This window comes from Myxococcus sp. MH1 (genome assembly GCF_059738865.1).
The window spans coordinates 4,838,414-4,862,762 of record NZ_AP026947.1 but is presented as its reverse complement, the minus strand read 5'-3'; the positions used below and the strand labels follow the sequence as shown (position 1 = coordinate 4,862,762).

Annotated in this window: 22 protein-coding genes; 11 read left to right on the top strand and 11 right to left on the bottom strand. The window is 70.5% G+C overall.

Translation table 11 applies throughout. The features are described from left to right. Nucleotides 1–77: 77 nt before the first annotated feature. The 3 genes from AC6JA9_RS19340 to AC6JA9_RS19330 all read right to left on the bottom strand — a co-directional run bounded on the left by AC6JA9_RS19340 (nt 78) and on the right by AC6JA9_RS19330 (nt 2,719). Nucleotides 78–827 (bottom strand): RNA methyltransferase, encoded by a 750-nt coding sequence (locus tag AC6JA9_RS19340; protein WP_223751067.1) that lies wholly within the window; start codon nt 825–827, stop codon nt 78–80. A 63-nt stretch (nt 828–890) separates the two neighbouring features. Then, entirely contained in the window at nt 891–1,271 is a 381-nt protein-coding gene (locus AC6JA9_RS19335) for a hypothetical protein (RefSeq protein WP_426746603.1), read from the bottom strand. Beyond that, nucleotides 1,268–2,719 carry a hypothetical protein gene (locus tag AC6JA9_RS19330; RefSeq protein ID WP_497960383.1) on the bottom strand — a complete coding sequence of 484 codons (1,452 nt, stop codon included), beginning with the start codon at nt 2,717–2,719 and terminating at the stop codon, nt 1,268–1,270. Before AC6JA9_RS19330 ends, AC6JA9_RS19335 begins: the two co-directional genes overlap by 4 nt. Nucleotides 2,720–3,642: 923 nt before the next feature. On the opposite strand from AC6JA9_RS19330, the gene AC6JA9_RS19325 reads away from it, so the two are divergent. Next, nucleotides 3,643–4,230 carry a biotin transporter BioY gene (locus tag AC6JA9_RS19325; protein ID WP_497960382.1) on the top strand — a complete coding sequence of 196 codons (588 nt, stop codon included), beginning with the start codon at nt 3,643–3,645 and terminating at the stop codon, nt 4,228–4,230. Between the two features lie 6 nt (nt 4,231–4,236). On the opposite strand, the gene AC6JA9_RS19320 is transcribed toward AC6JA9_RS19325, so the two are convergent. Together AC6JA9_RS19320 and AC6JA9_RS19315 are read right to left on the bottom strand one after the other, a co-directional pair. Beyond that, on the bottom strand, nt 4,237–4,977 hold the full coding sequence (locus AC6JA9_RS19320; RefSeq protein ID WP_223751063.1) for a peptidoglycan-binding domain-containing protein: 741 nt from the start codon (nt 4,975–4,977) through the stop codon (nt 4,237–4,239). A gap of 83 nt (nt 4,978–5,060) precedes the next feature. Further along, nucleotides 5,061–5,378, bottom strand: coding sequence for a hypothetical protein (locus tag AC6JA9_RS19315; protein WP_408890625.1), 318 nt, complete (start codon nt 5,376–5,378; stop codon nt 5,061–5,063). 207 nt (nt 5,379–5,585) lie between these two features. On the opposite strand from AC6JA9_RS19315, the gene AC6JA9_RS19310 reads away from it, so the two are divergent. Continuing rightward, nucleotides 5,586–7,328: an N-acyl-D-amino-acid deacylase family protein gene (locus tag AC6JA9_RS19310; RefSeq protein ID WP_483577771.1), complete on the top strand. Its 1,743-nt coding sequence runs from the start codon at nt 5,586–5,588 to the stop codon at nt 7,326–7,328. 102 nt (nt 7,329–7,430) lie between these two features. Then, on the top strand, nt 7,431–8,315 hold the full coding sequence (locus AC6JA9_RS19305; RefSeq protein WP_497960380.1) for a hypothetical protein: 885 nt from the start codon (nt 7,431–7,433) through the stop codon (nt 8,313–8,315). On the opposite strand, the gene AC6JA9_RS19300 is transcribed toward AC6JA9_RS19305, so the two are convergent. After that, nucleotides 8,294–9,253 carry an FAD-dependent oxidoreductase gene (locus AC6JA9_RS19300; protein WP_497960379.1) on the bottom strand — a complete coding sequence of 320 codons (960 nt, stop codon included), beginning with the start codon at nt 9,251–9,253 and terminating at the stop codon, nt 8,294–8,296. The two genes, AC6JA9_RS19305 and AC6JA9_RS19300, sit on opposite strands and share 22 nt — an antisense overlap. A gap of 182 nt (nt 9,254–9,435) precedes the next feature. Here AC6JA9_RS19300 and AC6JA9_RS19295 point away from each other — a divergent pair, with 182 nt between their 5' ends. The 3 genes from AC6JA9_RS19295 to AC6JA9_RS19285 all read left to right on the top strand — a co-directional run bounded on the left by AC6JA9_RS19295 (nt 9,436) and on the right by AC6JA9_RS19285 (nt 13,962). Continuing rightward, nucleotides 9,436–12,201, top strand: a complete 2,766-nt coding sequence (locus AC6JA9_RS19295) for a CHAT domain-containing protein (RefSeq protein ID WP_408890627.1) — start codon at nt 9,436–9,438, stop codon at nt 12,199–12,201. Between the two features lie 82 nt (nt 12,202–12,283). Then, nucleotides 12,284–13,555, top strand: a complete 1,272-nt coding sequence (locus tag AC6JA9_RS19290) for a hypothetical protein (protein ID WP_473565715.1) — start codon at nt 12,284–12,286, stop codon at nt 13,553–13,555. 8 nt (nt 13,556–13,563) lie between these two features. Beyond that, nucleotides 13,564–13,962, top strand: a complete 399-nt coding sequence (locus AC6JA9_RS19285) for a hypothetical protein (RefSeq protein WP_408890629.1) — start codon at nt 13,564–13,566, stop codon at nt 13,960–13,962. On the opposite strand, the gene AC6JA9_RS19280 is transcribed toward AC6JA9_RS19285, so the two are convergent. Both AC6JA9_RS19280 and AC6JA9_RS19275 read right to left on the bottom strand, forming a co-directional pair. Beyond that, complete coding sequence (locus AC6JA9_RS19280; protein ID WP_408890630.1) at nt 13,931–14,665, bottom strand: hypothetical protein; 735 nt, start codon at nt 14,663–14,665, stop codon at nt 13,931–13,933. The two genes, AC6JA9_RS19285 and AC6JA9_RS19280, sit on opposite strands and share 32 nt — an antisense overlap. Beyond that, on the bottom strand, nt 14,662–15,657 hold the full coding sequence (locus AC6JA9_RS19275) for a cupin-like domain-containing protein (protein ID WP_473565717.1): 996 nt from the start codon (nt 15,655–15,657) through the stop codon (nt 14,662–14,664). The genes AC6JA9_RS19280 and AC6JA9_RS19275 overlap by 4 nt, the downstream gene beginning before the upstream one ends. A gap of 117 nt (nt 15,658–15,774) precedes the next feature. Between AC6JA9_RS19275 and AC6JA9_RS19270 the strand changes: the two genes are divergently transcribed. Continuing rightward, complete coding sequence (locus AC6JA9_RS19270; protein ID WP_223751048.1) at nt 15,775–15,942, top strand: hypothetical protein; 168 nt, start codon at nt 15,775–15,777, stop codon at nt 15,940–15,942. Nucleotides 15,943–15,957: 15 nt separating this feature from the next. Here the strand turns inward: AC6JA9_RS19270 and AC6JA9_RS19265 are convergent, their stop codons facing one another. After that, nucleotides 15,958–16,998, bottom strand: a complete 1,041-nt coding sequence (locus AC6JA9_RS19265) for a cupin-like domain-containing protein (RefSeq protein ID WP_483577768.1) — start codon at nt 16,996–16,998, stop codon at nt 15,958–15,960. A 130-nt stretch (nt 16,999–17,128) separates the two neighbouring features. Between AC6JA9_RS19265 and AC6JA9_RS19260 the strand changes: the two genes are divergently transcribed. Beyond that, a complete protein-coding gene (locus AC6JA9_RS19260) occupies nt 17,129–17,569 on the top strand; it encodes a hypothetical protein (RefSeq protein ID WP_223751046.1) in 441 nt (146 codons plus the stop codon). Nucleotides 17,570–17,610: 41 nt separating this feature from the next. Then, nucleotides 17,611–18,477 carry a hypothetical protein gene (locus tag AC6JA9_RS19255; RefSeq protein WP_223751045.1) on the top strand — a complete coding sequence of 289 codons (867 nt, stop codon included), beginning with the start codon at nt 17,611–17,613 and terminating at the stop codon, nt 18,475–18,477. Between the two features lie 45 nt (nt 18,478–18,522). Here AC6JA9_RS19255 and AC6JA9_RS19250 read toward each other — a convergent pair whose 3' ends face one another. Together AC6JA9_RS19250 and rdgC are read right to left on the bottom strand one after the other, a co-directional pair. Beyond that, nucleotides 18,523–19,212, bottom strand: coding sequence for a hypothetical protein (locus tag AC6JA9_RS19250; RefSeq protein ID WP_141322863.1), 690 nt, complete (start codon nt 19,210–19,212; stop codon nt 18,523–18,525). Next, the gene (rdgC, locus tag AC6JA9_RS19245; protein ID WP_141322884.1) at nt 19,199–19,849 is read right to left on the bottom strand and encodes a recombination-associated protein RdgC; all 651 of its coding nucleotides are present in this window, start codon (nt 19,847–19,849) and stop codon (nt 19,199–19,201) included. Before rdgC ends, AC6JA9_RS19250 begins: the two co-directional genes overlap by 14 nt. Nucleotides 19,850–20,089: 240 nt before the next feature. Here rdgC and AC6JA9_RS19240 point away from each other — a divergent pair, with 240 nt between their 5' ends. Beyond that, complete coding sequence (locus AC6JA9_RS19240) at nt 20,090–22,171, top strand: DUF4114 domain-containing protein (protein ID WP_408890635.1); 2,082 nt, start codon at nt 20,090–20,092, stop codon at nt 22,169–22,171. 199 nt (nt 22,172–22,370) lie between these two features. Then, a complete protein-coding gene (locus tag AC6JA9_RS19235) occupies nt 22,371–24,317 on the top strand; it encodes a sulfatase-like hydrolase/transferase (RefSeq protein WP_497960377.1) in 1,947 nt (648 codons plus the stop codon). The last annotated feature ends 32 nt before the right edge of the window (nt 24,318–24,349 follow it).

The window sequence follows — 24,349 nt, the reverse complement described above, 5'->3', positions numbered from 1 at the left end:
GCGCCCTTCAGGGGGTTTTCCAGTACCCCCGGGCCGCTTCCGACGAGACCCGGCCCACCGCATTCACAGACGTGGGCTCAACTCTCCTTCTTGGAATCTGAATCGAGCTTCGGGAGCCCGACGCTCCGGGAGAGGTGCTTGAAGGCGGTGAGCCACATCTCCACCTCGCGCCGGGACAGCGCCGCGCGGGTGAGCGAGTGCATCATCTCCGCGAGCAGCGCGTCCGGGGCCTGCGTGTTGAGGAAGCCCACCTTCAGGAGGACCTGTCGCATCCAGGCCTGGAGGGCCTGCACCAGCCGCAGCGGGGCACCTTCCACGGCGCCGGGCGTGGTCTGCTCCACCTGCTCTCGCGCGCAGAGGTAGAGCAGGACGGCGGCCGCCTGGGCCAGGTTCATGGAGGGCTGCTCGGGCCGGGTGGGGATGACCAGGGCCTGCTGGCAGTGGCTCAGGTCCTCGTCGGACATGCCGCGCTTCTCGCCGCCGAGCACCAGGGCCACCTTGCCCCGCTGCGCGTGCAGCGACAGCAGCGCCACGGCGTCCTCGGGGGAGAGGGTCGACATGCCGCGCAGGTTCTGGCGCGAGGTGGTGCCCATGGCGAAGACCACGTCCTCGAGGGCCTCGGGGAGCGTGGGGTAGATGCGCGCGGACTCGAGGATGTGGCCGGCGTGCACGGCCATGCGGCGCGCGCCGTCCATCTCCTGGAGCTGGGGGTCGGAGAGCACCAGCTCCGCCACACCGAAGTTCGCGGCCAGGCGCGCCACGGCGCCGAGGTTGTCCGGGCCCTGGGTCTGGTGCAGCACGACGCGCAGGTGGGAGGTGAGAGCCATGCGGCCACCTTACCCGCCACGTGTGGACCCGTCGCGGACATCCGCACGGGCGCGTTCCCAGGTCTATTTCTTCCAGCCTGGTCCCACGGACATCTCGTAGTCGAGACGAACGGCTTGCCCGGACTCGACGCTGAAGTCCGTGCAGCGCTCGAAGCTCGTGCAGATGACGTAGTCCCCCGAGGCCAGCTCGGCCTCGTAGAACCCGTCGCCGTCCGACTTCACCGAGGTCACCAGCTCACCGTCGGACTGCGTGCGAATGCTCAACTCCATCGACCGCGGCTCGGGGTCGCAGGAAGAGGAGCACACGTCGTCGACATACTCGGTGAGCCCGTAGACACCCTGGGAGATGGTCCGGGCCGATTCGGGGTCGAACTCGCCACAGGCCACACCGCAGGCGACGACCGCGGTGAGTGCAGCCTTCTGGAGAAGAGAGGACGATGTCATGAGCGAGACCCTAGCGCAGGTGCCTTTACGCTGTCCGAGGAAGACCGGGCCAGCCACAGCGCGCTCGCGACGAACGCGGAGATGGCTGTCCAGTAATAGAAGCGGTACTCGGCGCTCACGCTGACGGGGAGATACGCCAACGCATAGCAGGCGCCCGAGGCGGCCACGCAGAACATCAACCCACCATCCAACGCGCGACGACGCCAGCCCACGACCGCCAGCGCCAGCGTCAACGCCAGCCACGGTGCGCCACTGGCCGCGACCCACGGGAACTCCTCGCGCATCGCCGACAGGGCCCGATAGACCGCGGTGTGGGTTCGCAGCGTCAAGCCCAGGTCGTTGGGATCGATGACGCGGTGGAAGCTCCCGATGTCCCGATAGTAGCTGTCGGAGGAGTCTCCCAGGCCGAGGCTCGCGGAGTACGTCGACAAGCGGTGCCGCAGATACGCGCCTGGATGCGTGCGCACGACCCGGAGCCACTCGCGTGTCAGGGCATCCCTTGCTTCGAGCACCTGCGTCGTGGAGATGGAGCCACGCGCCGGTTCTCCCCATAGAAGCGGAGTGATGGACCGGGGGTCATACAGTCCGCTCAGTTGCTCCGGAGTCCATTGCCACCGCTCCACGAGCGGCGAGCCATCCATCGCCGAGGGCTCGCGCACGTAGACGCCCACCACGTCGAACACCAGCAGCGCGCCGGCGATCCACGACTTCTGCGCGCCCATGGCTCGCTCGACGAAGCCCGGGGCGCACGCCAGGATTCCGAGCAGGATGCCACCGGCGATGAACGGGCGAGCCCGCTCCTTCATCAGCGCGGGGACGCGCGCCACCACCATGGGCACCAGCAACACACTGGCGACGATGGCGTTGTGCCGCGTCAGGGTCGCGAAGACCAGGCAGGCGAAGGCCCAACCCGGACGCCCTCGGGTGAGCAGCACCACCGTCCCCAGCAGCATTACCGCGTTGAACACGTCCTTCCAGAGCGTCACCCCGACGGCCCAGGTGCTCGGCAGCAGGCAGTACACGACGAGCAGCGCGAGCGCCCCCAGCCCGCGTCTTCCGGAGACACGCCCGAGCAGGAGGACAGGGCCCAGCGACAGCACCAGGAGCTGGAGGGCCAGCACCGGCCAGGTCGACCCCGTCAGCGCGAAGGACTTCCCCAACACGAACGAGAAGAAGGGAGAGTGCCAATCCGAGTAGCGACCCGCACGCCCCTGCGCCAGCATGTCGAGCGAGTCGCTGGAGAGCAGCCCGGGCTGGAAGGCCACGAAGAGCAATACGCCCCAGACGCTCATCAGCGCCAGCCGCGCGCGCCAGCTCCCGAGCACCGCGAGCAGGGGGCTGCCGGCCGACATCGAGGCGGAGGGCGTCTGCTCGACCTCGGGCGTCGAGCCCTTCGGAGCGGGCGTCGACGGGTCCACCTCCGGCAGGGGCCGGACTTGCATCCCCATGGGGCATGTCCTCCGCGTGGTTGAATCCATCCGGAGCCTGTCAGGCAGGCCCCTGGAGCCAAAGGGGTCATCGCCTCGGGAGCGTCGCCCAAGCGACATTCGTCGGGTCGATACCCATACGCCAGGCCCGCGCCCGAGCGACCGTACGCCTCCCACGAACTCCAAAGACTATACTGTCCGGCTCCTTTCCCAGGAGGCTTTATGAGCAAGCATTGGAGTGGAGTGACGGCCACTGTCGTGGCCGCCCTGGTCCTGCTGGCGTGCGGTGGAGTGGCACCGGAGTCAGACGCGTCGACGGCCGACGGACCTGGCTCTACGAAGGCGGACTTCTACTACCAGTGCGGCGACGGGAGCTGTGATGGGAACGAACCCACCACCTGTCCCGCGGACTGCGCAGGACTGTGCGGAGACGGCTACTGCGCACCCTACGAGAATACGTCGACATGTCCGAGCGACTGCTGGTCTGGTCCTATCTGTGGCAACGGCGTCTGCGAGTCGGGAGAGCACCCCGGCAACTGCTCGTTCGATTGCTGGCTGTCACCGACCTCTTGCGGAGATGGCATCTGCGACGCGGGCGAGAACAGCAACATGTGTCCCCAAGATTGTGGCTCGTGTCGCATGTCCTCATCGCCGACGCGCGAGGTCCCTCCGGATGGGGCGTTCTACTACCAGTGCGGCGACGGGAGCTGCGACGGGAATGAACGCGTCACCTGCCCCGCGGACTGCTGTGCGTAGCAGGGACGGATGAACTCCTGAGCGTTCCAGTCGAAACGGAGGAGCACGAAGCTCGCGAACAGCGCTCGGAGCCCTTCGTGGGCCTGAATCGGCACCTTGCGTGGAGATGCCTCCTCGCCGAGCATCCGTTCGTGTCTTCGCGCTCCTCCAGGTCATCGCACCGCGCGCAGTTCGTGGACAGGTCCACGGTGAGCGCCAACGTCCCGACTCGTCACGTCCTGACGGACATGTTCGTCCGGACACGAACCCACGAGGTCGCGGTCATCCTCGGCGCGGCGCTCTGCACGGCGTTGTTCGCGCAGGTCGCCATCTCGGTGCCGGGTTCACCGGTGCCCGTCACGGGGCAGACGCTCGCCGTCGTCGTCACCGCCGCCGCGCTCGGGCCTCGACGCGGGATGCTGGGACAGCTCGCCTATCTCCTGCTGGGGGCGGTGGGCCTGCCCTTCTTCGCCAAGGCCGCGAGCGGATGGGGCGCCCTGCTCGGGCCAACGGGCGGCTATCTGGTGGGCTTCATCCCCACGGCCTTCCTCGTGGGACTCGCGGCCCGGCGTGGTTACGACCGGCGACTGTGGACGGCGGTGCCCCTGTTCCTCGCGGGACAGCTGCTCGTCCTGGTCATCGGGATGTGCTGGCTGAGCGTGGCGAAGTCGCTCGACCTCGCGACGGCCTTCCAGAAGGGCTTCGTGCCCTTCCTCCCCGGCGGGCTGCTCAAGGCGCTCATCGCCGGGCTGCTCACGCACTTCGCCTGGCGGTTCGCCCGCGCTCGCGAAGTCTGAGGCCCATCACACCACGACGAAGTCCACGTTCTTGAAGCCCCGGGTACGCGCGCAGACCTCGTAGCCCTCGTGCGCGCCTTCGTCGTTGGTGTTCGCCTCGATGGTCTGGAACGTCTCCTCATCCACCTCGGTGACGATGCCCGAGTGGGACCAGTCCCCCGGCGTACGCCTTCGCAAGAACAGACTCCCAGGGCGGATTCGCGCGCGGTCCGGCGGAGCGCTCAGGCTCGACACGAAGCGCTCGCGCGCCCTGCCCTGCGCCGCCAGCAGGTCACTGGAGAACGTGCGCTCCAGCGGCATCGGCGTCCCCAGCGTCCTCGCAGCCTGGTTCAGACAGAAGGTCGCGAACCCCGCGGACCAGCAGAAGGACGCACCCTCGTTCCCATCCAGGTACAGCCGCACCCACGGCCCCCGGTTGCGTCCGCCCACCTCGCGCGGCAGCTGCCGCAGGTGCTGCGCCGCGTACGCCACCGTCAGCGCCCCCAACGTGCGCCCCGCCGGCGGAATCGTGGCCAGCGCCGCGCGCAGCGGCCCCGTCAGCCGCTCGAACGTCGCCGCATCCGCGACGCCCGAGACGGGCAGCCCCACCTTCGCCTGGAAGCGCTTGAGCGCGGCCTCCGTCGCCGGACCGAAGTCCCCGTCGATGGCGACCGCGAACCCGCTCAACGTCAGCCATTCCTGGATGCGCCGCACACCGGAGGACTCCTCACCCCGGCGCAACACCTTGCCCAACTCGACTTCGCTCATGGGACACCCGCGCGCCAGCTCGTGGCCGCGGGGCACATCCTGTCACCCCGCGAAGCCATGACGCCACCGAGCCTCCCGCAACGTCAGCGAGCAGGCGTTTCGGCGGGCAGTTCGTGGTCTTCCAGCGAACGTTCCCGCGCGTCCGGAGTCTCTTCCACCTCACCGGCCTCACCCGCGCCGCCCATGCCTTCCTTGAAGCCCTGCGAGGCCTCCTCGGCGGCCGTCTTCATGTCCTTCGCCGCCTCGCGCGTGCCCTCGCGCACGTCCTTCGCGGCCTTGCCCACCTCACGCCCCATCTGCCGCGAGTTCTCGCGTACCTCCCCGTCCTCGCACCCCGCGAAGGCCACCAGGGACGTCCCCAAGCCCAGCAGCGTGAGCCACTTCCATCGTGTCCGTGCCATCTCGCCTCCCGTGCTCGTCGCGTTCGTTTCTTCCGCCGACCAAGCTAGGCACCCCCACCCCTGACAGCGGGCACTCAGCCGAGCCCCCTCTCCCTCGTCCCAGGGGCAATCCATCACCATGACGCAGTGCGCCCGCGCGCAAGCACATCCATCCCCGGCACGGCTTCTTCCTGGAACTCGACAGAACAGCGGACCTAGGCTCCCGCCATGGACCTCATCGTCGAGAACGGACTCGTGTTCGATGGTCTGGGCAACCCACCCCGCAAGCTCCACGTGGGCATCCAGGCAGGCAAGGTGGCGCGACTCTCCGAGGGCCCCATCGAGCGCGGCCCGGGCACCCGGGTCATCGACGCCACGGGACACTGGGTGACGCCGGGCTTCATCGACTTCCACACCCACTACGACGCCGAAGTCGAGCTGGCCCCGTCCCTCTCCGAATCCGTCCGCCACGGCGTCACCACCGTCGTCGTGGGCAGCTGCTCGCTGAGCCTCGCGGTGGGCAAGCCCGAGGACCTGGCGGACATGTTCTGCCGCGTCGAGGCCATCCCCTACGACACCGTCCGCTCGCTGCTCGAGGAGCGCAAGTCCTGGGACACGCTGGGCGGCTACATGGAACACCTGGATCAGCTCCCGCTGGGTCCCCATGTCGCGTCCTTCCTGGGACACTCCGCGCTGCGCGCCCACGCCATGGGCCTGCACCGCAGCCTGGATGCCACCGTGCGCCCCAGCGAGGACGAGCTGCGCCGCATGGAGTCGCTCGTGCGCGACGGCTTGGACCTGGGCTACCTGGGCCTGTCCATCATGACGCTCAAGTGGGACAAGATGGGCGGCTCGCGCGACATCCGCAGCCGCCCCCTGCCCTCCACCTACGCGCGCTGGAGCGAGTACCGCCGGCTCACGAAGCTCTTGCGCGAGCGCGGCCGCGTCTTCCAGGGCGTGCCCAACATCAGCACCAAGGTGAACGTGGTGCTGTTCCTGCTGGAGAGCATGGGCCTGTGGCGCAAGACGCTGAAGACCACGGTCATCTCGATGATGGACCCGCGCGCCAGCCGAGGCATCCACCGCCTCATCGGCGTGCTCTCGCGCGCGGCCAACACGCTGCTGGGCGCCAACTTCCGCTGGCAGGCCCTGCCCGAGATCTTCGACCTGTGGGCGGACGGCATCGACCTGGTCGTCTTCGAGGAGTTCGGCGCGGGCGCCGCGGCGCTGCACCTGCAGGACGCCACTTCCCGCGCGGGCCTGCTCAAGGACCCCGTCTACCGCGCGCAATTCCGAAGCCAGTGGACCAACCGCTTCCTGCCGCGCGCCTTCCACCGCGACTTCAATCAATCGCAGATCCTCGAGTGCCCGGACAAAAGCGTGGTGGGCAAGTCCTTCGCGCAGGTGGCGCAGGAGCAGGACCGCGACGCGGTGGACGTGTTCCTGGACCTCATCGCCACGCACGGGGACGCGCTGCGCTGGTACACGGTGATGGCGAACGACCGGTTGCAGGAGCTGGAGTACATCTGCAAGCACCCGGACATCCTCATCGGCTTCTCGGATGCGGGCGCGCACCTGCGCAACATGGCGCACTACAACTTCCCGCTGCGCCTCTTGCGCCTGGTGCGCGAGGCCGACAAGCGCGGCGAGTCGTTCATGACGGTGGAGCGCGCGGTGCACCGGCTCACGGGTGAGATTGGCGAGTGGCTGGGCATGGACGCGGGTGTGCTCGCCGAGGGCAAGCGCGCGGACCTGGTCATCGTCAATCCCGAGGGCCTGGACGCGAAGCTCGACGCCATCGCGGAGGCGCCCATGGAGAACTTCGGCGGCTTCGTGCGCCTGGTGCGCCGCAACGACGCCGCCGTGAAGAGCGTGCTCATCTCCGGCCGCGAGGCGGTGAGTGACGGCGCGGTGTCCCCGGCGCTCGGCCGCGAGCGGGGCTTCGGCGGCGTGCTGCGCGCCAACGCCTGACGGCGGAAAATGCCGCGGGAATATCCGCGCGAAGGTCCGTTCCAGCCAGCGACACCGGGATTGAACCCCCGGCGAAGCACTCGACTGGAAAGGCACTGAATCATGACGCGTGGAACGAACCTGCTGTGGACCCTGCCGCTCACCCTGCTCGCCGTGGCCTGCGGCGAGGGCATGGAGGTGGCGCAGACGCCGGAGAACACCCCGGCGATGGAGGAACTGGGCGAGGCGAAGCAGGGCCTCGTCGTCACCGGGCGCTGGGGCTGGGGCACGCCGGGCAACAGCGGCCCGGACCTGGACCTGGGCCCCTCCAACACCCAGACGTGCTTCCTCACGGGCGTGCGCGGAAACCTCAAGGGCCAGTCCGCCTACCCCTACAACCCCATCTCCAGCGTCGGCGTCTACGAGGAGGGCGGCCGCTGGAAGCTCAAGACGCGCGACGGCATCGGCACGGGCGTGGTGGGCGAGGCGACCTGTATCGCCAACACCGCCAACCGCGTGTCCATGAGCTGGTCGGAGTGCACGTCCTTCAGCTGTGCCTTCCCCTACGTGCCGGTGAACACGAATCGCCGCTGCTTCATCACCAGCATCTGGTCGCGCGCCGGCATGACGTTCCACTACCAGGGTGACTCCAAGCCGGGTCTGCTCGTCAGCAAGCAGACCATCTTCCCGCCCAACGGCGGCGCGGCCTACGACGCGTGGGTGCTCAAGGGCTGGTCGTCCGACGACGCGAGCGAGCCGGCCAACATGGGCGGCACCGCGCACTGCGTGGACTTCCCCGGCGGCGGCGTGGCCGATGGCTCGTGGGAGGGCAACGCCACCGTGCAGATGTGCAACGGCGCCTCCACCGTGGGCCTGCTGCGCGGCGTCTTCGGTGACTTCACCGGCGGCTACGAGGACGGCGTGACGCTCACCAAGAACGACGCCACCGGCTGGACGGACCTCAAGGTCACCAACGGCAAGACGGGCTACGTCAGCTGCGTCTGGTGAGCGTGGACCAGTTCCACCACCTCCTCCGCGCAACCCCACGAAAGCGTGACGCCCGCGCCTCCGTGTCCGTAGTCATGCACCACCCAGCGCCCCGCGATGACCTCCGCCTCCAGCCTCACGGTGGGTCGTCCGGGGCGCAAACCCACCTTGTGCTCCACCACGTCGAACACCGCGCCCGGCGGCAACAGCGGCGCGTTGCGAGCCAGGATGCCGCGCGCCGCGGCCGGGTCCGGAGTGAGTGAGCCGTTCCCCTCCTCCACCGTGCCGCCGAGGATGCAGTCGGCCGAGCGCGGAATCACGTAGGCGATGCCGTCCTCGTGCTCGTCGTCGAAGAGGAAGCGGTCCGTGGGCGGCGGCGACACGCGCAGCACCTCGCCCCGCACCGGATAGAGCGTCGAGTCCCCCACCACCTCGCGCGCTCCCAGCCCCGTGCAGTTGACCACCAGCGACGCGCGCGCCCAGGCCTCGTCGAGCGAGCGCACCTCGCGCTGGACAATCCTTCCGCCCAGCGCGCGCAGCCGTGACATCAGGAACGGCAGGTAGCGCGGCATCTCGATGACGGGCGCGGTGAAGTGATAACCCTCCAACAATCCCGGCGGCAGCTCCTCCGGCCTCGCGCGGCGGAAGTCGGGCACGCTGTCGCGCCACCACGGGTCCTCCACGTGGCGACGGAACAGCTCGACGCCGGAGACTTGCAGGATGCCCGCCTCGGGGTGCTCGTGCGCGAGCGAGGCCAGCACGGTGTATGTCCTCCTGGCCCAGGCGTTGACGCGCTCCTGCGGCCAGGCGCGGTAGGGATACCAGACGGCCGCCGCGACATCCGACGTCGTGTGCGGTGACACCTCCCGCGCCCACACCTCGACGGTGTGCCCCGCCTCCAGCAAGCGGATGCCGCAGGTCAGACCTGACACACCACCACCCAGGACGACGATGAACATGGGACCGCAGCCTACCGCGCGCGGCACGTCAGGGTTGACCCGCAGCGTCATCCGCGAGGCGGTGTGCGATTCGCGCCTCTATTTTCCACGGTTTGTCGACATCCGCGTCTTTGGCTTAAGACACACGAACGCAGTGCTGGCTTCGCGCCCCGGGACGCGAAGTGACGGGGAGGGTCCAGCGGATGGCCGCCGAGCTGGATGCACCAGGGAAGTCCACTCGAGGGCGACGCGCCCCTCGCCTGCGTGCGTGGCACCTCATCCCGCTGCTCGTGTTCCCGGCCATCCTCATCGCCCGCTCGGGGCCGCTGGCCCACCGCCGCCAGGAATTGCTCTGGCTGACCGACGCACGCACCCGGCCGCTGGAAGCGCGCCTCTCCGTCCCCGCCGCGGATGTGCACCGTCCCTACTCGCGTCCCCGCGAGGAGCGCGCCTCGGTCGCCGTGCCACTGCGAGAGCTGGCGCGGCTGGAGGAGCAGGCAGACCGCGCCGGCATCGCCGCGTCCTATCTGGTGCATGGCGACCCGCAGCAGGGGCTCGCGCACCTGCAGCACGCACAGCCGTCCCTGAACCGGGACAATGACCAGGCCGTGGCGCTGCTCCTGCTCGGGCGGCATGACGACGCGCTGGAGCGACTCGACACGCTGCTGGAGGCATCCGGGCGCCATCCCCAGGCCCTGTGGAACCGGGCACTCGTCCTGCGGGAGATGGGGCTGCACCTGGTGTCGGCCTCGGTCTTCGACGAGGTGGCCGCGCTGGGCGAGGCGGGCTGGAGCAAGGAGGCCCGCGAGCAGGCGGCCGCGCTGCGGCGCTCCGTGACGCAGCGGATGGAGTCCTGGAAGCGCACCCACGCGGCCATGACGCGGCTGAGCACGGACGCACGCGCGCCCGTGCCGCTGGAGGAGGCTCGCCAGCATCCCGGCATCGCGCGCGGGCTGTTCTATGACGCCGTCCGCACCGCCCCTTCCTCGGCGCGGGTGACGGCGCTGCTGCCCCTGGCCGAGCTGCTCGACGGCATCCACGGCGGCACGGCGCTGGCCGAGTACACGCGCGCCACCGCCGCGCGGGACTTCACCCGTCGCGCGCCGCTGGCCGCCGAGTACGCCAGGCTCCTCGAGACGCGTGCCGCCGCCTCCGCGGACCTCCTCACGCGGCTGCGCGCCTCGGGGGAGGCCGATCTGCTGCTCGGCGCGAAGCTGCGTTCCCCCGACGCGCCGAGCCCTCCCGACGAATGGGAGTCGCTGGCCCGGAAGTGGAATGACCCCTGGGTGGAGCTGCTCGTCCAGGACGCGCTCGCGATGCAGGAGGGACTCGCGGGTGAGGCGTGGCAGGCGGACCAGCGGCTCAAGGCGGCGCTCACGCTGTGCCGGGAGAAGCGGCTGCGCCCGCGCTGCGCGGACCTCTTGCGCAAGGTGAGCCACCGGGCCACGTCCGCCAATCGCCTGCTGGAGGCCGACGAGGCGGCGCGCGCGAGCTGGCGCGAGGCGCAGTCCATGGGCGAGTGGGAGCTGGAGTCCGCCGCGCTGCGCGCGCTCTCGCAGGCCGCGCGCTTCCAGTTCCGCGTGGCCGCCGCTCGCGCCTACCTCGCCGAGTACCTGGCCCGGGCGCCCGACACCTGTGACGTGAAGAACTACGTCCACCGCAACGTGGCGGCCCTGGAGCTGATGCGGCTGCGGCCCCAGGAGGCGCGCCGAGCCCTGGTGCGCGCGCAGGAGTGTGGACCCACCGTCGGGCTCGTCGGCGCGTGGACGCTCACGGACCTGATGCGGCTGGACCGCAAGCCCCAGGACGAACAGCAGATTCGCGCGGAGCTGACCCGGGCCCTCGCGGCCCGCGAGACACCCGGGCGAAGGATGCTGGCCCGGCTCGTGGAGGCGCGCTTCGAGCTGCTCCTGAACCGGAGCGTCGGCAACCAGAAGCTCGCCGCCGTCATCCGCGACGCGGAGCCGTACCTCTCCACCGATGCGGACGCGCGCGACGCGGCGGCGGTGGCCTACCAGACGATGGCCGTCACCGCGGGCGAGGCCGGGGCCTTCAAGGAGGTGCCGGACGTGGTGGCCAGGCAGCTCGGCGTGACACGGCCCCAGCAGTGCGCGCTCATCGCCGCGATGGAGGCCGAGCGCACGGTGGCGGTGGCGCTGGGGCCCCGGGGTCAGGTGCTGGGACACCTGGATGCCTCGCGCAAGGAGCCGCTGGGCGAGGACCTGTCGGGGCTCGTGCCGGAGTCGCTCCTGGCCCTGCTGAGGCCCTGTCCCCAGGTGGACGTGCTCGCCGCGCCGCCGCTCGACAGCCGCGCCGGGTTGCTGCCGCCCGAGATGGCGTGGAGCTACCGCGTGGCGACGCGGACCGCCACCGCGCCCGACAGGAAGCCCGCGGCTCCGCTGCACGTGGTGGTGGCCAACGTGGAGACCCCCGCGGGGCTGGGACTCGCGCGCCTGTCCTCGTGGGAGTCGACGCCCGCGCCCGTCGGTCAGTCGATGGAGCTGTCGGGCGCGCAGGCCACGCCCTCGCGCGTGCTGGAGGCCATGGCGCGCGCCACCGACATCGAGTTCCACGCTCACGGCGTGGTGGACCGCAGCCTGTCCGAGGCACCGGTCATCGCGCTGGCCCCCGAGTACGACGGGCGCTACGCGCTCACCTCGGAGGCGCTGCGGCAGGTGAAGCTGGAGGGCTCGCCGGTGGTGCTGCTGGGCGCGTGCAGCGCGGCGCGACTGCCCCCCTTGCTGCATCAGACGTCGTCGCTGCCCCAGGCCTTCGTGGGCGCCGGAGCGCGCGCGGTGTTCGCGGCGACGGTGGACATCCCGGACTCCGCGGGGCGCTTCTTCCAGGGCGTGCGAGAGCGCATCCACGGCGGCGCCACGCCGGCAGTGGCCTTGCGCGCGGAGCGGCTGCGCTGGCTGCGCGAGGTCAAGGGCGCGCCCTGGGTGAGCCAGGTCTTGCTGTACGAGTAGCGCCACCCACGGCCTTCGGGGAGGCCGCGGGTGCTGGTGAAGCAGAGCCGTGCCCGGGAGCACGCGCGAGGGGGAGGTGGACATGCACCACGCGGAACCGCTGGCCATCTACAGCCTGCACTTCGACCGAGGTGACGCGGACAGCGGCACGATTCCACTCTGGAATCCCGTCACGGACACCCGCTTGGGCGAGCTGCCGGAGTGGATTCGAAACCATCGCGCCGAGCCCGTCGCGTACGTGCGAGGCGCGCGCCCCTCCGTCCGGGTGTCCCTGCTCGCCAACCACTTCGTCCCCTCCTCCTTCGAGCTGAGCGCCTTCGGCCCCGCCCTCTCCACGCCGGGCAGTCCGGGCACGCGCATCCGCTGGCTCGGTCCCCATCCCGTGAGCCTGGAGCGCACGGCGGGCTGGAGCACGCTCGCGGAGCCGGTGCCCTTCAACCGGCCGCTGCCCAACCACATCGGGACCCACGCGCTGGAGCTCCAATGGGTGGCGGAGTGGACGGACGCGGACGGCAGCCCGCGCACCCTCTTCCTCGGGGACAGCCAGCACGAGCTCTTCACCACGGGCGCGCCGATGCGCCACGGAGAGACGGGGGCGCCCGTCTCGGGGGCCTACGCGCCGCTGGTGCGCTGGTCCTCGCGCTGGTGCGCGGGGCTGGAGTCGCGCAAGGACATCTGCGACGCCGTGCTCCGGGGGCTCCCGGAGACGGGGCTGCGCTACGGCGTGCCGGCGTGGACGGTGCGGCACATGCTGGCGGTCGGCGGCGGCATGTGCGGCGGCTGGTATCAGCTGCTCCAGCAACTGGCCAACATCCAGGGCGTCAGGCTGGAGGGGCGCACGCTGCACCTGAGGCCTCGCGAGGACGCGCGCACGGACGAGGTGCGCTGGGAGGCGATGGTGGCGGTGGCGCCGGGCATCAACCAACCCGAGCCCAGCCGGCTGACGCGGTTGCACGGCCGCTTCCAGGACTGCGCGCACTACCCCTTCGCGCCGGACGAGCCGGTGGAGCTGCTGGGCCGCGTGGAGTCCCGCTATGCCTTCATGGCGGGCTGGGATGACGGCCACTGCCTGAACTTCCTGGAGGACTCCGGCCGGCTCTACCTCTACGACGCCTGCTTCCGCAGCGAGCCGGTGGAGCTGGACATGCCGCTGCCTCCCGCGGACGGCAGGCCCGTCCGACTGGGGAAGGACTCCTCGCTGCGTCGTCGCTACCTGCACCCCACCCTGCCGTTCCTCATGGGAACGCTGCGAGCCCAGGGGCGACTCTGGGAGGTGGACCTGGAGCGCAACGCGTTCGGCATCACCGTCGGGACGGAGCAGGTCCCAGAGATAGACATCATGTGGACACGCTAGGAGTTGTCATGCCGACGATACGCGAGCAGCTCAGGCGGATGGTGACGGAGCGCGACGTCCCGCCGCGAGGCTTCGCCTGGGCAGAGCTGATGGAGGCCTTGGAGGAGCTGGAGGACGCCGCGAAGCCCCTCGCGGCGGCGCCCCTGGAGGGCGAGGACGTGAGCGCGCTGGTGGAGCTGCTGAACCAGAAGGGCCGACTGCCCATGCGGGGACAGACACCGGCGACGCACTCGATGCCACCGGAGGAGCTGCTCCAGCTCAAGGCGCTGAAGATCCTCGAGCAGGCGGGAAGCATCGACCGTGCCCAGGACGTGCTGGAGCGGCTCGACCGCGAGCCCGGCTCCCCCGCCCTGAAGGCGATGGCGCGACGGCTGCTCAACCGGGGCGGCGGAGAGGAGCCGGCGTAGGCTCACGGGACTCCGGCCGGGGAGTCCACGACACGTCGGGCCCGGGCACGGCGAAGGACTCGTGGACCGTGGCGGCACCGCCCTCCGGGGAGTGATGGGTGAACCACCAGCCCACGGGAAGGAGCAGCAGCTCACCGGGCAGGAGCTCCACCTCCAGACGCGGCACCCCTTCCGGCACCGACCTGGCGCCCCACACGCGGTGCAACGCATACGCGGGGAGCAACTCCAGACATGCGCGACCCTGGACCTGACACAGCAAGGTGTTGCGGCGCACGGGCGTCAACGCGCGCGCGGCGCCCGGCGCGTCCCGCCACTCGACCGAGGGGGACTCCGGGGCCACCAGTCCCACGGATGAGCGCGTCACCACGGGGAGGTTCTGGAAGTAGTAGCGCTCGAAGAAGTCCTCGGGCGACAGGTGCTCGTGTCGATCGATGCGCGCGTGTCCCTCCGATTGTCGATGGAGGTCTCCATAGAGGTCGAGCAGTCCCTCCAGCTTGCGCTGCATGGCCACGGCCCGCGCGGCGCCCTGGAAACATGGGTCCTCCGCCTCCGCGTGCACCGCGGCGCGCGCCAGCGCCGGGTCGACTCCGGCGCGCGAGAGCACGGCCACCAGGTCCTCGACCTCGGAGCCTCGCAGCAGGTTCTCCACCACCCAGCGTCGCCACTCCGGCGCGAGCACGTCCGGCTTGTCTGCCTCCGTCATCGGGGAGCCCTCTCCGGCCTGGGGCCGATCCAGTAGTCGCGCCACTCCACGTTGCGCTGGGGTCTGTCGAAGCTGACGAACGTCACCGACATGCTCACGTCCAGCGCCTCCACCGCGTGCCACCAGCCCACCGGAATCAGCAGCGTGTCTCCCGGCCCCACCACACACGAATGCAGTGTGGCGCGCGCGAAGCCGGGGTAGCGCGTCAGGTCCGGGGCGCGGATGTCCACCGCGCTGTAGAGCCCCCGGTCGTTGTAGAGGCGGGGCGTCTCGCAGGGCGGCAGGAGCCAGAAGCGCTTGCGCCCCAGCACCTGGCAGAACAGGACGTTGAGGTGGTCGTGGTGGAGGTTGGACACCGTGCCCGCGGGACCGAACCACAGGTGCACGCTGTCCGGCGCGCTCAGGTCCGGATGGATGTAGCCCGCGGGAGGACGAAGGTCCTGGATCAACGGCCGGAACGCGGGACGCAGGAGCAGGCTGTTGCGCGCCACCAGGTAGACGTCGTCGGAGCCTCGCGTCCCGCGCACGTGCGTCACCAGCTCTCGCAGGAGCCACGTGCGGCGCAGGCGCTCGGCGTGGAAGTCCGGGTCCGCCTCCGCGTCCCGGCCCGCCATCACCTCGACCGGCTCGTCACCGAAGCGCTCCTCCAACCACTCCGGCGTCCACCGCGTCCGTGCGGGCCAGTCGTCCAGGAGCCCCTCGATGACGACGGGCTGGTTGCGCGCGTAGTAGCGCTCGAAGAAGTCCTCGGCCGGAAGCCCGTGACACCGCTCCACCGTCGCGGGCGTGGGCCCCGGGTGGCGCTGGGCGTGCAGCGCGGCGCGCGCCGTCAACAAGGCCTCCAGCTCGTCGCGCAGGGGCGCGGAGCGCTGCCCGTGACGCACCGCGGGGTGCTCGGCGATGGTGCGCACGGCCTCGTGGGCCCGGGGCTCGGACAGCCCCAGCGTGAGCAGCACCTCGACGAGCCGGGCGGGCCCCACCCCCGCGGTCAAGTTTTCCGCGAGCCAGGAACGCAGGGACGCCGGCAGGGTCTCGCTGTCGTCACGAGTCATGGTTCGCGCGGTGCGATATACCACCCACGAAGGCAACCACGTTGCACTGGGGATGGCATGACGACGTCCAAGGAACCTGCTCCAAGAATCGTTCCGAATCCTCCGCCCAACCCGGCCACGCGGCAGGCGCCGCGCATCGTCCCCAACCCGGGAGGGCATTCCGCTCCCTCCGTGGAGAGGACGACGCCCACCGAGCCGCCGACCACGCCGCCGCTGAAGAAGTGACGACGCCCGCGGGCCTCATCCGAGCCTCCACCACGTGTTGCCTCCCGGGACGTCGAACTCCTGGAAGGTGACGGACACGCTGACGTCGAGCGCGTGCACCCAGTGCCACCAGCCCGCGGGAATCAGCAGCATGTCACCGGGCTCCACCACGACCTCGAGCACGTCGGCCTCGCGATACAGGGGGAAGCGCGTGAGGTCGGGGTGCTCGGCGTCGACCTGGCTCCACACCTCCAGGTGGCTGTAGACGTGGTGGGTGTGGAACGAGGGGATGAGGCGGAAGCGCTTGCGTCCATGCACCTGTCCGAACAGGACGGTGCCCAGGTCGTGATGCAGCTGCGTCAGCGTGCCGGCGGGGCCCACCCAGAGCTTCACCGCGCCCGGCCGGTCGGAGGCGCGCAGGAGGCCTGACGGGTAGCGCACGTCGTCGAGCAGGCCGCGCAGCTCCTCGCGCTCCAGCGCGAAGTTGCGCGCCGTGAGGTAGAGGTCGTTCGACGGCCCGCCCTCCTCCAGGCGACGGAGGAACTCCTCGAAGCGCATCACCGCGCGGCACGCGTCCGGGTCCAGGTCGTGGTCCACGCGCGCCTCCCGGCCGGCCATGACCTCCACGTCCACGTGGCCGTAGCGCCGGGCCAGGGACGATGGGCGCCAGTGCTCCATCAGGGGCCAGTCGCGCATGAAGCCCTGGAGGTGCACGGGCTCGTGGGCCAGGTAGTGGCGCTCCATCAGCGCCGGGATGGAGAGGTCCGTGTGACGCGCCAGGTGGCGGTGTCGACCGGATTGACGATGGAGCGCGACGCGGGTGTCGAGGAGCGAGAGGACGTCTTCGTGTCGGGTGAGGTGGCCACGTCCCATCGACACGGCGGGATGCTGCTGGACGGCCTCGACGTGAGCGTGCGCCTCGGACAGCGGCACTCCCGCGGACACCAGGGTGTCCACCAGTCGCGTCGGGGCCACGCCTCGCGCGACGTTCTCGGCGAGCCACGCTCGCCACTCCGGATCCAGGCTGGATGAAGCGACGTCCACCATGCCCCCATCGCTGTCGCGTGCGCGGGCCACTCTACCGAATCCGCGTCTGCGTGCGTGGCGCGTGGCGCCCCGTCGCTCGCACCGTCCTGGAGCGGCCGGGAGGCACGGTGGGACAGCACGACGCGCGCACTCCCTAGATTGAGGGCCGAGAGGACACGCGATGACACCAGCCCACTGCCGGTTCCGTTTCGTCCGCACGCTCGCTGGCCTGGGTGGCCTGACAGCGTGGCTGCTCACCCTCGCGCCCACGAGCGGGCTGGCACAGGACGACGATGATGACGAGGAGGCGGTGGCGCCCCAGGTCGCCTGCTACACGGCCGCGAGCCAGGGCGGGCTGACGGACGACTCCGCGGCCACCCAGCTGTGTCGCGGCGCGCGCTCCTCCGCGCCGGCGAAGTGCTTCCTGCGCGTGCAGGAACAGGGCTCGCTGACGCAGGCGCAGGCGCTCCAGCTCTGCCAGTTCGCCACCGCTGAGGACGACCCGGCCGCATGCTATCTCCAGGCGCGAGGCAAGAGCTTCGGCGACGACGCGCGCCTGCTCCAGCTCTGCCAGCCTCCGGTGACGGAGTTCCTGCGCTACTGCCCCGTGCCCGTGCAGTAGGCTGACGCACCTGTCGCCCCGATACGGGCTAGGGTGGCGTCATGACGGTGCAGCCGCCCTCCGAGGATGAGCTTCCCACGGCCCGTGAGCTGGAGCAGGACGAGGCCAGCGCCACGCCCACGTCGCGCCTGCTGCTTCCCCCCGGCAACGAGCCGCTCGCCATGCTCGCGCGCCGAGGCTTCCAGGCCACCGTCGCGCCGCTCGACCTGCCCTTCCCCGCCGACCTGGACCCGAGCCGCGCGGAGCGGCTGGTGGAGCGCCTGGGCCACTACGCGTTCCGACTCTTCCTGCGCGGCGCCATCCTCCGGCGCGGCAGCTTCACGCCCCAGGAGGCCACCCGCTACCTCGAGGAGGACCGCGCCACCGCCTTCGCCGAGGACCTGGTGTCCATGGACCTCGCCACGCGCGAGGAGGCCGGCCGCTACCGCCTCACCCACCCCGCCCTGAGCTTCGGCGGCACGCTGGAGTGGTACGTCGCGCACGAGCTGCGCGAGCGACTGCGCTTCGATGTGGCCGCGGGCGTGAAGTTCCACGCGCCCGACGTCGGCGGAGACCTGGACGTGGTGGCGAGCGCGGAGGGCCGCCTCGTCTACCTGGAGATGAAGTCCTCGCCGCCCAAGCACCTGGCGCCGGACGAGGTGGGCGCGTTCTTCCGCCGCGTCCGCGCCCTGCGCCCCCACGTCAGCGTCTTCGTCATGGACACCGCGCTGCGGCTCTCCGACAAGGTGCTGCCGCTGCTGCAAGCGGAGCTGAGCGTCCAGCCGCCTCCCCCACCCCGGCGCATCGTCCGCGAGGTGTGGGCGCTCACGCCGCACCTGTACGTCGTCAACGCGCGACAGGACTTGATGGGGAACATCGGGCTGGCGCTGGCGGAGGGCTTCCGCGCGCTCGCGCCGCCCGCTCCGTGAGCCCGCCGGTCCGGGGCGAGCTCACGAAGCCGACTTCAGACGGACTCAGTGCCGGGGGGCACGGGCCTCGCGGCCCCGGGCACGCGCGGCCTTGGAGAGCGCATCCGCGCCCTGCTCGTCCCCGCGCATCCACTCCTTCATCGCCGGGACGACCTGCTTGCTCCACGTCTTGCCGACGCGGACCTTGAGGAAGTCGTTCACCAGCGCGTCCACCATCGCGGAGAGCTGCTCGGTGAGGAACAGCCGCTCGCTGAGCTGGTCATCCTCCTCCTCGCTCATCAGCGCGGGCAGCTTCGCGGCGCGGATGTCGAGGAACTCCGAGTCGATGGTGGCCTCGTACTCCTTCTCGCCATGGGTGAAGCGGATGCGCGCCTGGGCCACCAGCAGGCCCTTGTCCAGCGCGTGCTTCACCTGCTCCGAGTACGGCGCCAGCGTGCCCTTCGCGCTCAGCTCCGTGACGTCGCCCGCCACGCCGCGCAGGATGATGCGACCCATGAAGAGCACGTTGACGCCCGTGCCCTCCAGCTCCACCAGCGCGTCACCCGACTCCGAGCGCCAGAGCATCCACGTCAAGAGCTCGCGGCCCAGGTACGCGCGGCCGCGCAGGAGCTGCTCGCGCGCCTGACCCTTCTCCACCTCGGCGACGTCCTTCGTCTCCTCCGTGGAGGCGCCGTCGACGCCGATGTCTCCTCGCGCGAAGGCGGCATCCGCCCGCGCCTGCTCACGCCTCGCCATGCACCACCTCCGCCCCGGCACCCGCCGGCAGGTCCATCCCGATGAGCTCCGCGGTGGGCCCCAGGGCCCCCTCGTCGATGCCCGACGCCTGCGCGATGGCCGCCGGCGTCAGCGCGACGAGCTTCAGCCCGAGCGCGTTCTCCAGCGCGATGAGGATCTCCTCCACCACCTTGCGCGACGCGGCCCAGATCTGCAGCTGCTGGGTGTTCTGGTTCCAGCTCACGTCCAGCACGTTGGTGCGGGGCGTGGTGCGCGTGCGCAGCATCTGCTTGATCTGCGCCTTGGCCTGCGTCTTCTCCGCGCGCGACGCGGGGCGGTCGTTCTCCGCCTCGAACTGGGTGGTCCACTTCGCCAGCTCCGCCTTCATCGCGGCGGCGGGGACCTTCAGCGAGTCGATGCGGAACGAGAACAGCGCGTACTCGCCATAGAAGACGCGCCCGACGGAGAAGTCGACGGCGTCCGCGTTCTCCAGCTCCACGAAGCCCGCGGCCCGGTCATCCTCGGAGCGGCGGTCGATGGGCTCGAACGCGTTCGCCTTGAGGCCCCGCGGGAGCGAACGCTTGATGTCGGAAGGCGCTTCCTTCGACGGTTCGACCCGGAAGCGCGAGAAGGTGACGGCACCACGTAGGACTGGCATGGGGCGCGGCAGGATGGGGGGCGCGGGCGACCTCGTCAAGGCACTCCTGGTGCTCTCCTCGGACGGACCCTCTCCGGGATTCTCATGCTTTCTAGAATTTTCTGATGAAGCCCGCGTCTGCGGGCTGTCACCCCTGTCCGGGCGTGACAGCCCCAACGCGTGGACGGCGCCCGGCGGTCCACGCCACCCCACAGGACACACATGCCACAGCAATCCCGCCCCGCCCCAAGGTGGATGGCCTTGGGCTGTCTATTGTCTCTCGCCGCCACGAGCGCACACGCGGACCCCGCCTCGCTCGCGCTGCTGCCACCGCGAGTCGAGAGCACCACCCAGTCCGCCGAGCAGGTCCCGTCGCGAGGCACGTCGGTGCTCGGCGTGACGGCGAGCGACCCACAGGGCTCGCCGCTCACCTTCACGTGGACCTCCACGGAGGGAGCCCTGGCGCCGCCCGTCCACGGCGCCACCACGAGCGAGGTCACCTGGACCGCGCCGGACTGCCTTCCTCCGAGCAGCGCGCCGGTGAAGGTGGCCATCACCAACGGCCACGGCCTCACGTCCGAGGTGGCCTTCACCTTCAACGTCGGCGGTGACCTGTACCTCGACTACCAGAAGCCCTTCGCCGCCTCGCAGTTCAGTCACCTGGACGGCGTCACCCTCTCCGAGAGCGGCTCGCTGCGGCTCGCGCTGTCGCACAGGCCGATGAGCGCGGAGCGCATCATCTTCGAGGAGCCGGTGTTCCTGTCGCTCCAGATGGTGCGCAAGAGCGCCGTCGCCAGCCACACGCTCGGGTGGATGTACCACGACGAGCTCGTGGCGCGCGGGTACGTCGGAGCCAACGACGAGCTACTCGACACCAATGCCAATGGCATCGCCGACCTGCACGAGGACCTCTACAACGTCGCGCCGCACAGCGGTCCCCAGGCGCGGCCCTACATCGGCGTGAATCCCCGGTGCCCGCGGAGTTTCGTCTCGGGGGGCTTCGCGTACAGCGAGCCGGACCTCGCGATGAGGTCCACCTGTCTTTCGACCTTCCGGCGTCAGCCGCTGGCGGATCCCCGTCCGGGACAGGGGAACACCGCGTACACCACGGACATCGTGGGGCAGTGGACCGTCGACGCCCACCCGAACGGCTACTCGGACCGAGGCCGCTTCGCGCGCATCCCCAACCTGCTCGAGCCCGCGCTGCCGGACAACGACTTCAAGGGGCTGGGCCGGCTCGCCGTCCTCCTCACGGACGACGACGAGGACGCGACCACCTACAATCAGATGGGGCCCGTCCAGGACGGCCGGCTGGCCTTGCCGGATGGCATCCCCGACTATGACGTCTCCGCGTACACGGCCCAGGGCCTGCCGAATCCCCAGAACCCCGACCCCGGCATCACGCCGCGCGACCGGAAGATGACCCTGGGCACCATCGACCGTCACCGGGAGATCGTCTTCTTCCTCGTCACCTACTACGAGAGCAAGCACGCGCCCGCCGACACGGGCATCACGTTCCCCTGCTTGAAGAAGTCGCCGGATGGCAGGTGCGCCCTGTTCCTCCAGTCCCCCGTCTCCGTGTTCTTCTCCAAGGCCGCCTGGAACCTGGACATGGACACGCGAGGCACCAGCCCCGCGGCCGAGTTCAACCAGGGCTGCACCTATCGCGACACCTGCGACCGCGTGCACCCCACGACGCCCACCGCGTGCGCCCTGCCGGGCAACGGGCGGCCGATGTGTGGCTGGCTGGATGACCTGGGCATGCACACGCTGCGCAGGCCCGAGTACGGCGCCATGATGCTCCCCTCGGAGCGGCTGGTCGTCCCCGCCGCGTCGAACGGCGCCATGCCGCACCTGGCCCTGGCCTCGACACCCGCGTACCCGCGGCGCTGGTTGATGGGCTGGGAGGACCTCAATGGCGGCGGCGACCGGGACTTCGCCAACGTCGTGTTCCAGTTGCAGGCGGAGCCCACGGGCCTCGCGCGCGCCGCCTCGCTCGGCGCCCTGCCCCAGGACCTGGACCCGCGCTGCTTCGTCTCGCGCGTGAGGGTGGCGAAGTCGGACGCGTTCGGCCCCTACTGCGCCTCCACGAGCGAGGTCTACGCCTCCTACGCCATCTCCCCCGACTGCAGGGTGTGCTCGGCGGGCACCTGCGTGCCCAACCCGACGCCCACCTGGCTGCATGCGCCCCTGGCGACGGGCGTGACGGAGACGGTGATGGATGTCTCGACCTTCCAGGGCCAGAGCCTGTGCTGGCAGGCGTCGCTCGGCACGCGGGACTTCATGTGCCAGCCGGAGGTCTTCAACGTCGACATCGGCTACGAGTTGACGCGCACGCCATGACGGGAGCGTGAAGGAGGGGGCGGGAGTCGTGACGCCTCGCGGGTCCGGCTCCCACCCCCTCTCCCAGGCACCGCCTCGCGTCCGCGATGAACGCAGACGCGTACCATTGCGACGCGCGATGGCGCATCGACGGGGTTGTCCTCCCGAGCCCCCGCGTGCACCGGGACAACCGGGCACGGTGGCTGCAATCGCCGTCGGGATGGACAACCCCACACGCCCCAACATCCTGCTGCTGACGGTGGACCAGCTCATGTTCCCGCGCTTCGCCTATGGCGCGGGGGGAGGATTCCTTCCCGGCATCAAGGACCTCCTGGGGTTCATCGACGAGGGGGGCGAGGACAATCCCTATCGGAAGTTCTTCCCGGGCTTCGCGGCGCTGCGGCGCAACGCGTCCATCTTCCGCAACCACACCATCGCCGCCTCGGCCTGCATCCCCAGTCGCGCCGCCATCTACACGGGCCAGTACGGCACGCGCACGGGCGTCACCCAGACGGACGGCCTCTTCAAGAGCGGCGACGCGGCGGCCTTTCCGTGGCTCGTGCCGGAGGGGATTCCCACCATCGGCCACTGGTTCCAGAAGGCCGGCTATCACACGCACTACTTCGGCAAGTGTCACTTCGCCAATCCGCCCGAGCACTCGCTGAAGCGGCTCGGCTTCGACGACTGGGAGCTGTCCTATCCGGAGCCCCACGGGTCCTCGGTCAACAACCTGGGCACCTTCCGGGACGTGGGCTTCGCGGACCTCGCGTGCACCTTCCTGCGCAGGATGGGCCTGGGGCAGCCCTACAACCGCGCGCTGGCCGAGCAGGCCTATGCGGCGCCCCGCGCCGACGGACCGTCGACGACGCCGCAGCCGTGGTTCGCCGTCGCGTCGTTCACCAACCCGCACGACATCGCGACGTATCCCATCCTCCCCAGGCAGATGGACCCGGACGCGCGTCCCGTGGGCCCCCTGCTCGTGCCCGGTCAGCACAGCCAGTCGGCGACGCCCGTCGCGGGCAGCTGGACGCTCCCGCTCAATCCGATGGGCTTCCCGCAGGAGAACTCGCACCTGCCGCCCAACGTGCATGACTCGCTGGCCAACAAGCCCACCTGTCAGCGCGACTACGCGTACAAGATGGGGCTCGCGCTCGCGGCGAAGACGGGGCTCGCGATGCACCAGGCGAAGGAGTCCATCGACCCCGTCGCCGTCACGCTCAACTCGGGCATCCCCTTCCAGCTCACCGCCGCCCCGGACGAGTCCACGCTGCGCTTCAACCAGTACTACACCTGGCTCATCCACCTGGTGGACGGACACATCGAGCGCGTGCTGCGCACGCTCGATGAATGTGGCCTCGCGAAGAACACCATCGTCGTCTTCCTCTCGGACCACGGTGAGTACGCCGGCTCCCACGGCTACATGATGGAGAAGTGGCACACCGCCTATCAGGAGGCGCTGCACGTGCCGCTCGTGGTGCGGATGCCGCTGGAGAAGGAACGTCCCCAGACGCGTCAGCACGAGGCGCTCACCAGCCACGTGGACGTGCTGCCCACGCTGCTGGGGCTCGCGGGCCTGTCATCGGGAGAGGTCGACGCCATCCGCACGGACCTGCGCCTGCATCACCCCGTGCCGCCGTTCGTCGGCGCGGACCTGAGCCCGCTGGTGCAGGGCACCGCGGACACGGTGACGGAGCAGGACGGGAAGGCCCGTCAGGGCGTGCTCTTCATCACGGACGACGAAATCACCGAGCCCCTGCCGCGCACCGGCGACCCGCACCAGATTCACGACGAGGCCATCTACTCGGTGTTCGTGCGCTCGGTGGAGGCGCTTCGCGAAGGCACCACGCGCGCGGGGCATCTGCCGTGGCTCGCGCCGGGGCCGGTGTGCCAGCCCAACCACGTGCGCTGCGTGCGCACGCCGCGCTGGAAGCTGTCGCGGACGTTCGACCCGTCGGGCGAGCACGCGGACCAGTGGGAGCTGTATGACTTGCAGAATGACGCGCTGGAGCTGGAGAACCTGCTCGTCTTCGACGGCCCGTTCCCCACCCTCGTCCCCAAGCTGCCCCCCGGGCTCTCCCCCGGGGAGGTCGAGTCCGCCGCGCGCGAGACGCACGCGCTGCTCCTGAAGTACGAGGCGGAGAAGCTGTCACCCTGGCCCGCCTCGTAGTCACTCGGACGCGGCGGCGGCACCCACCGGCT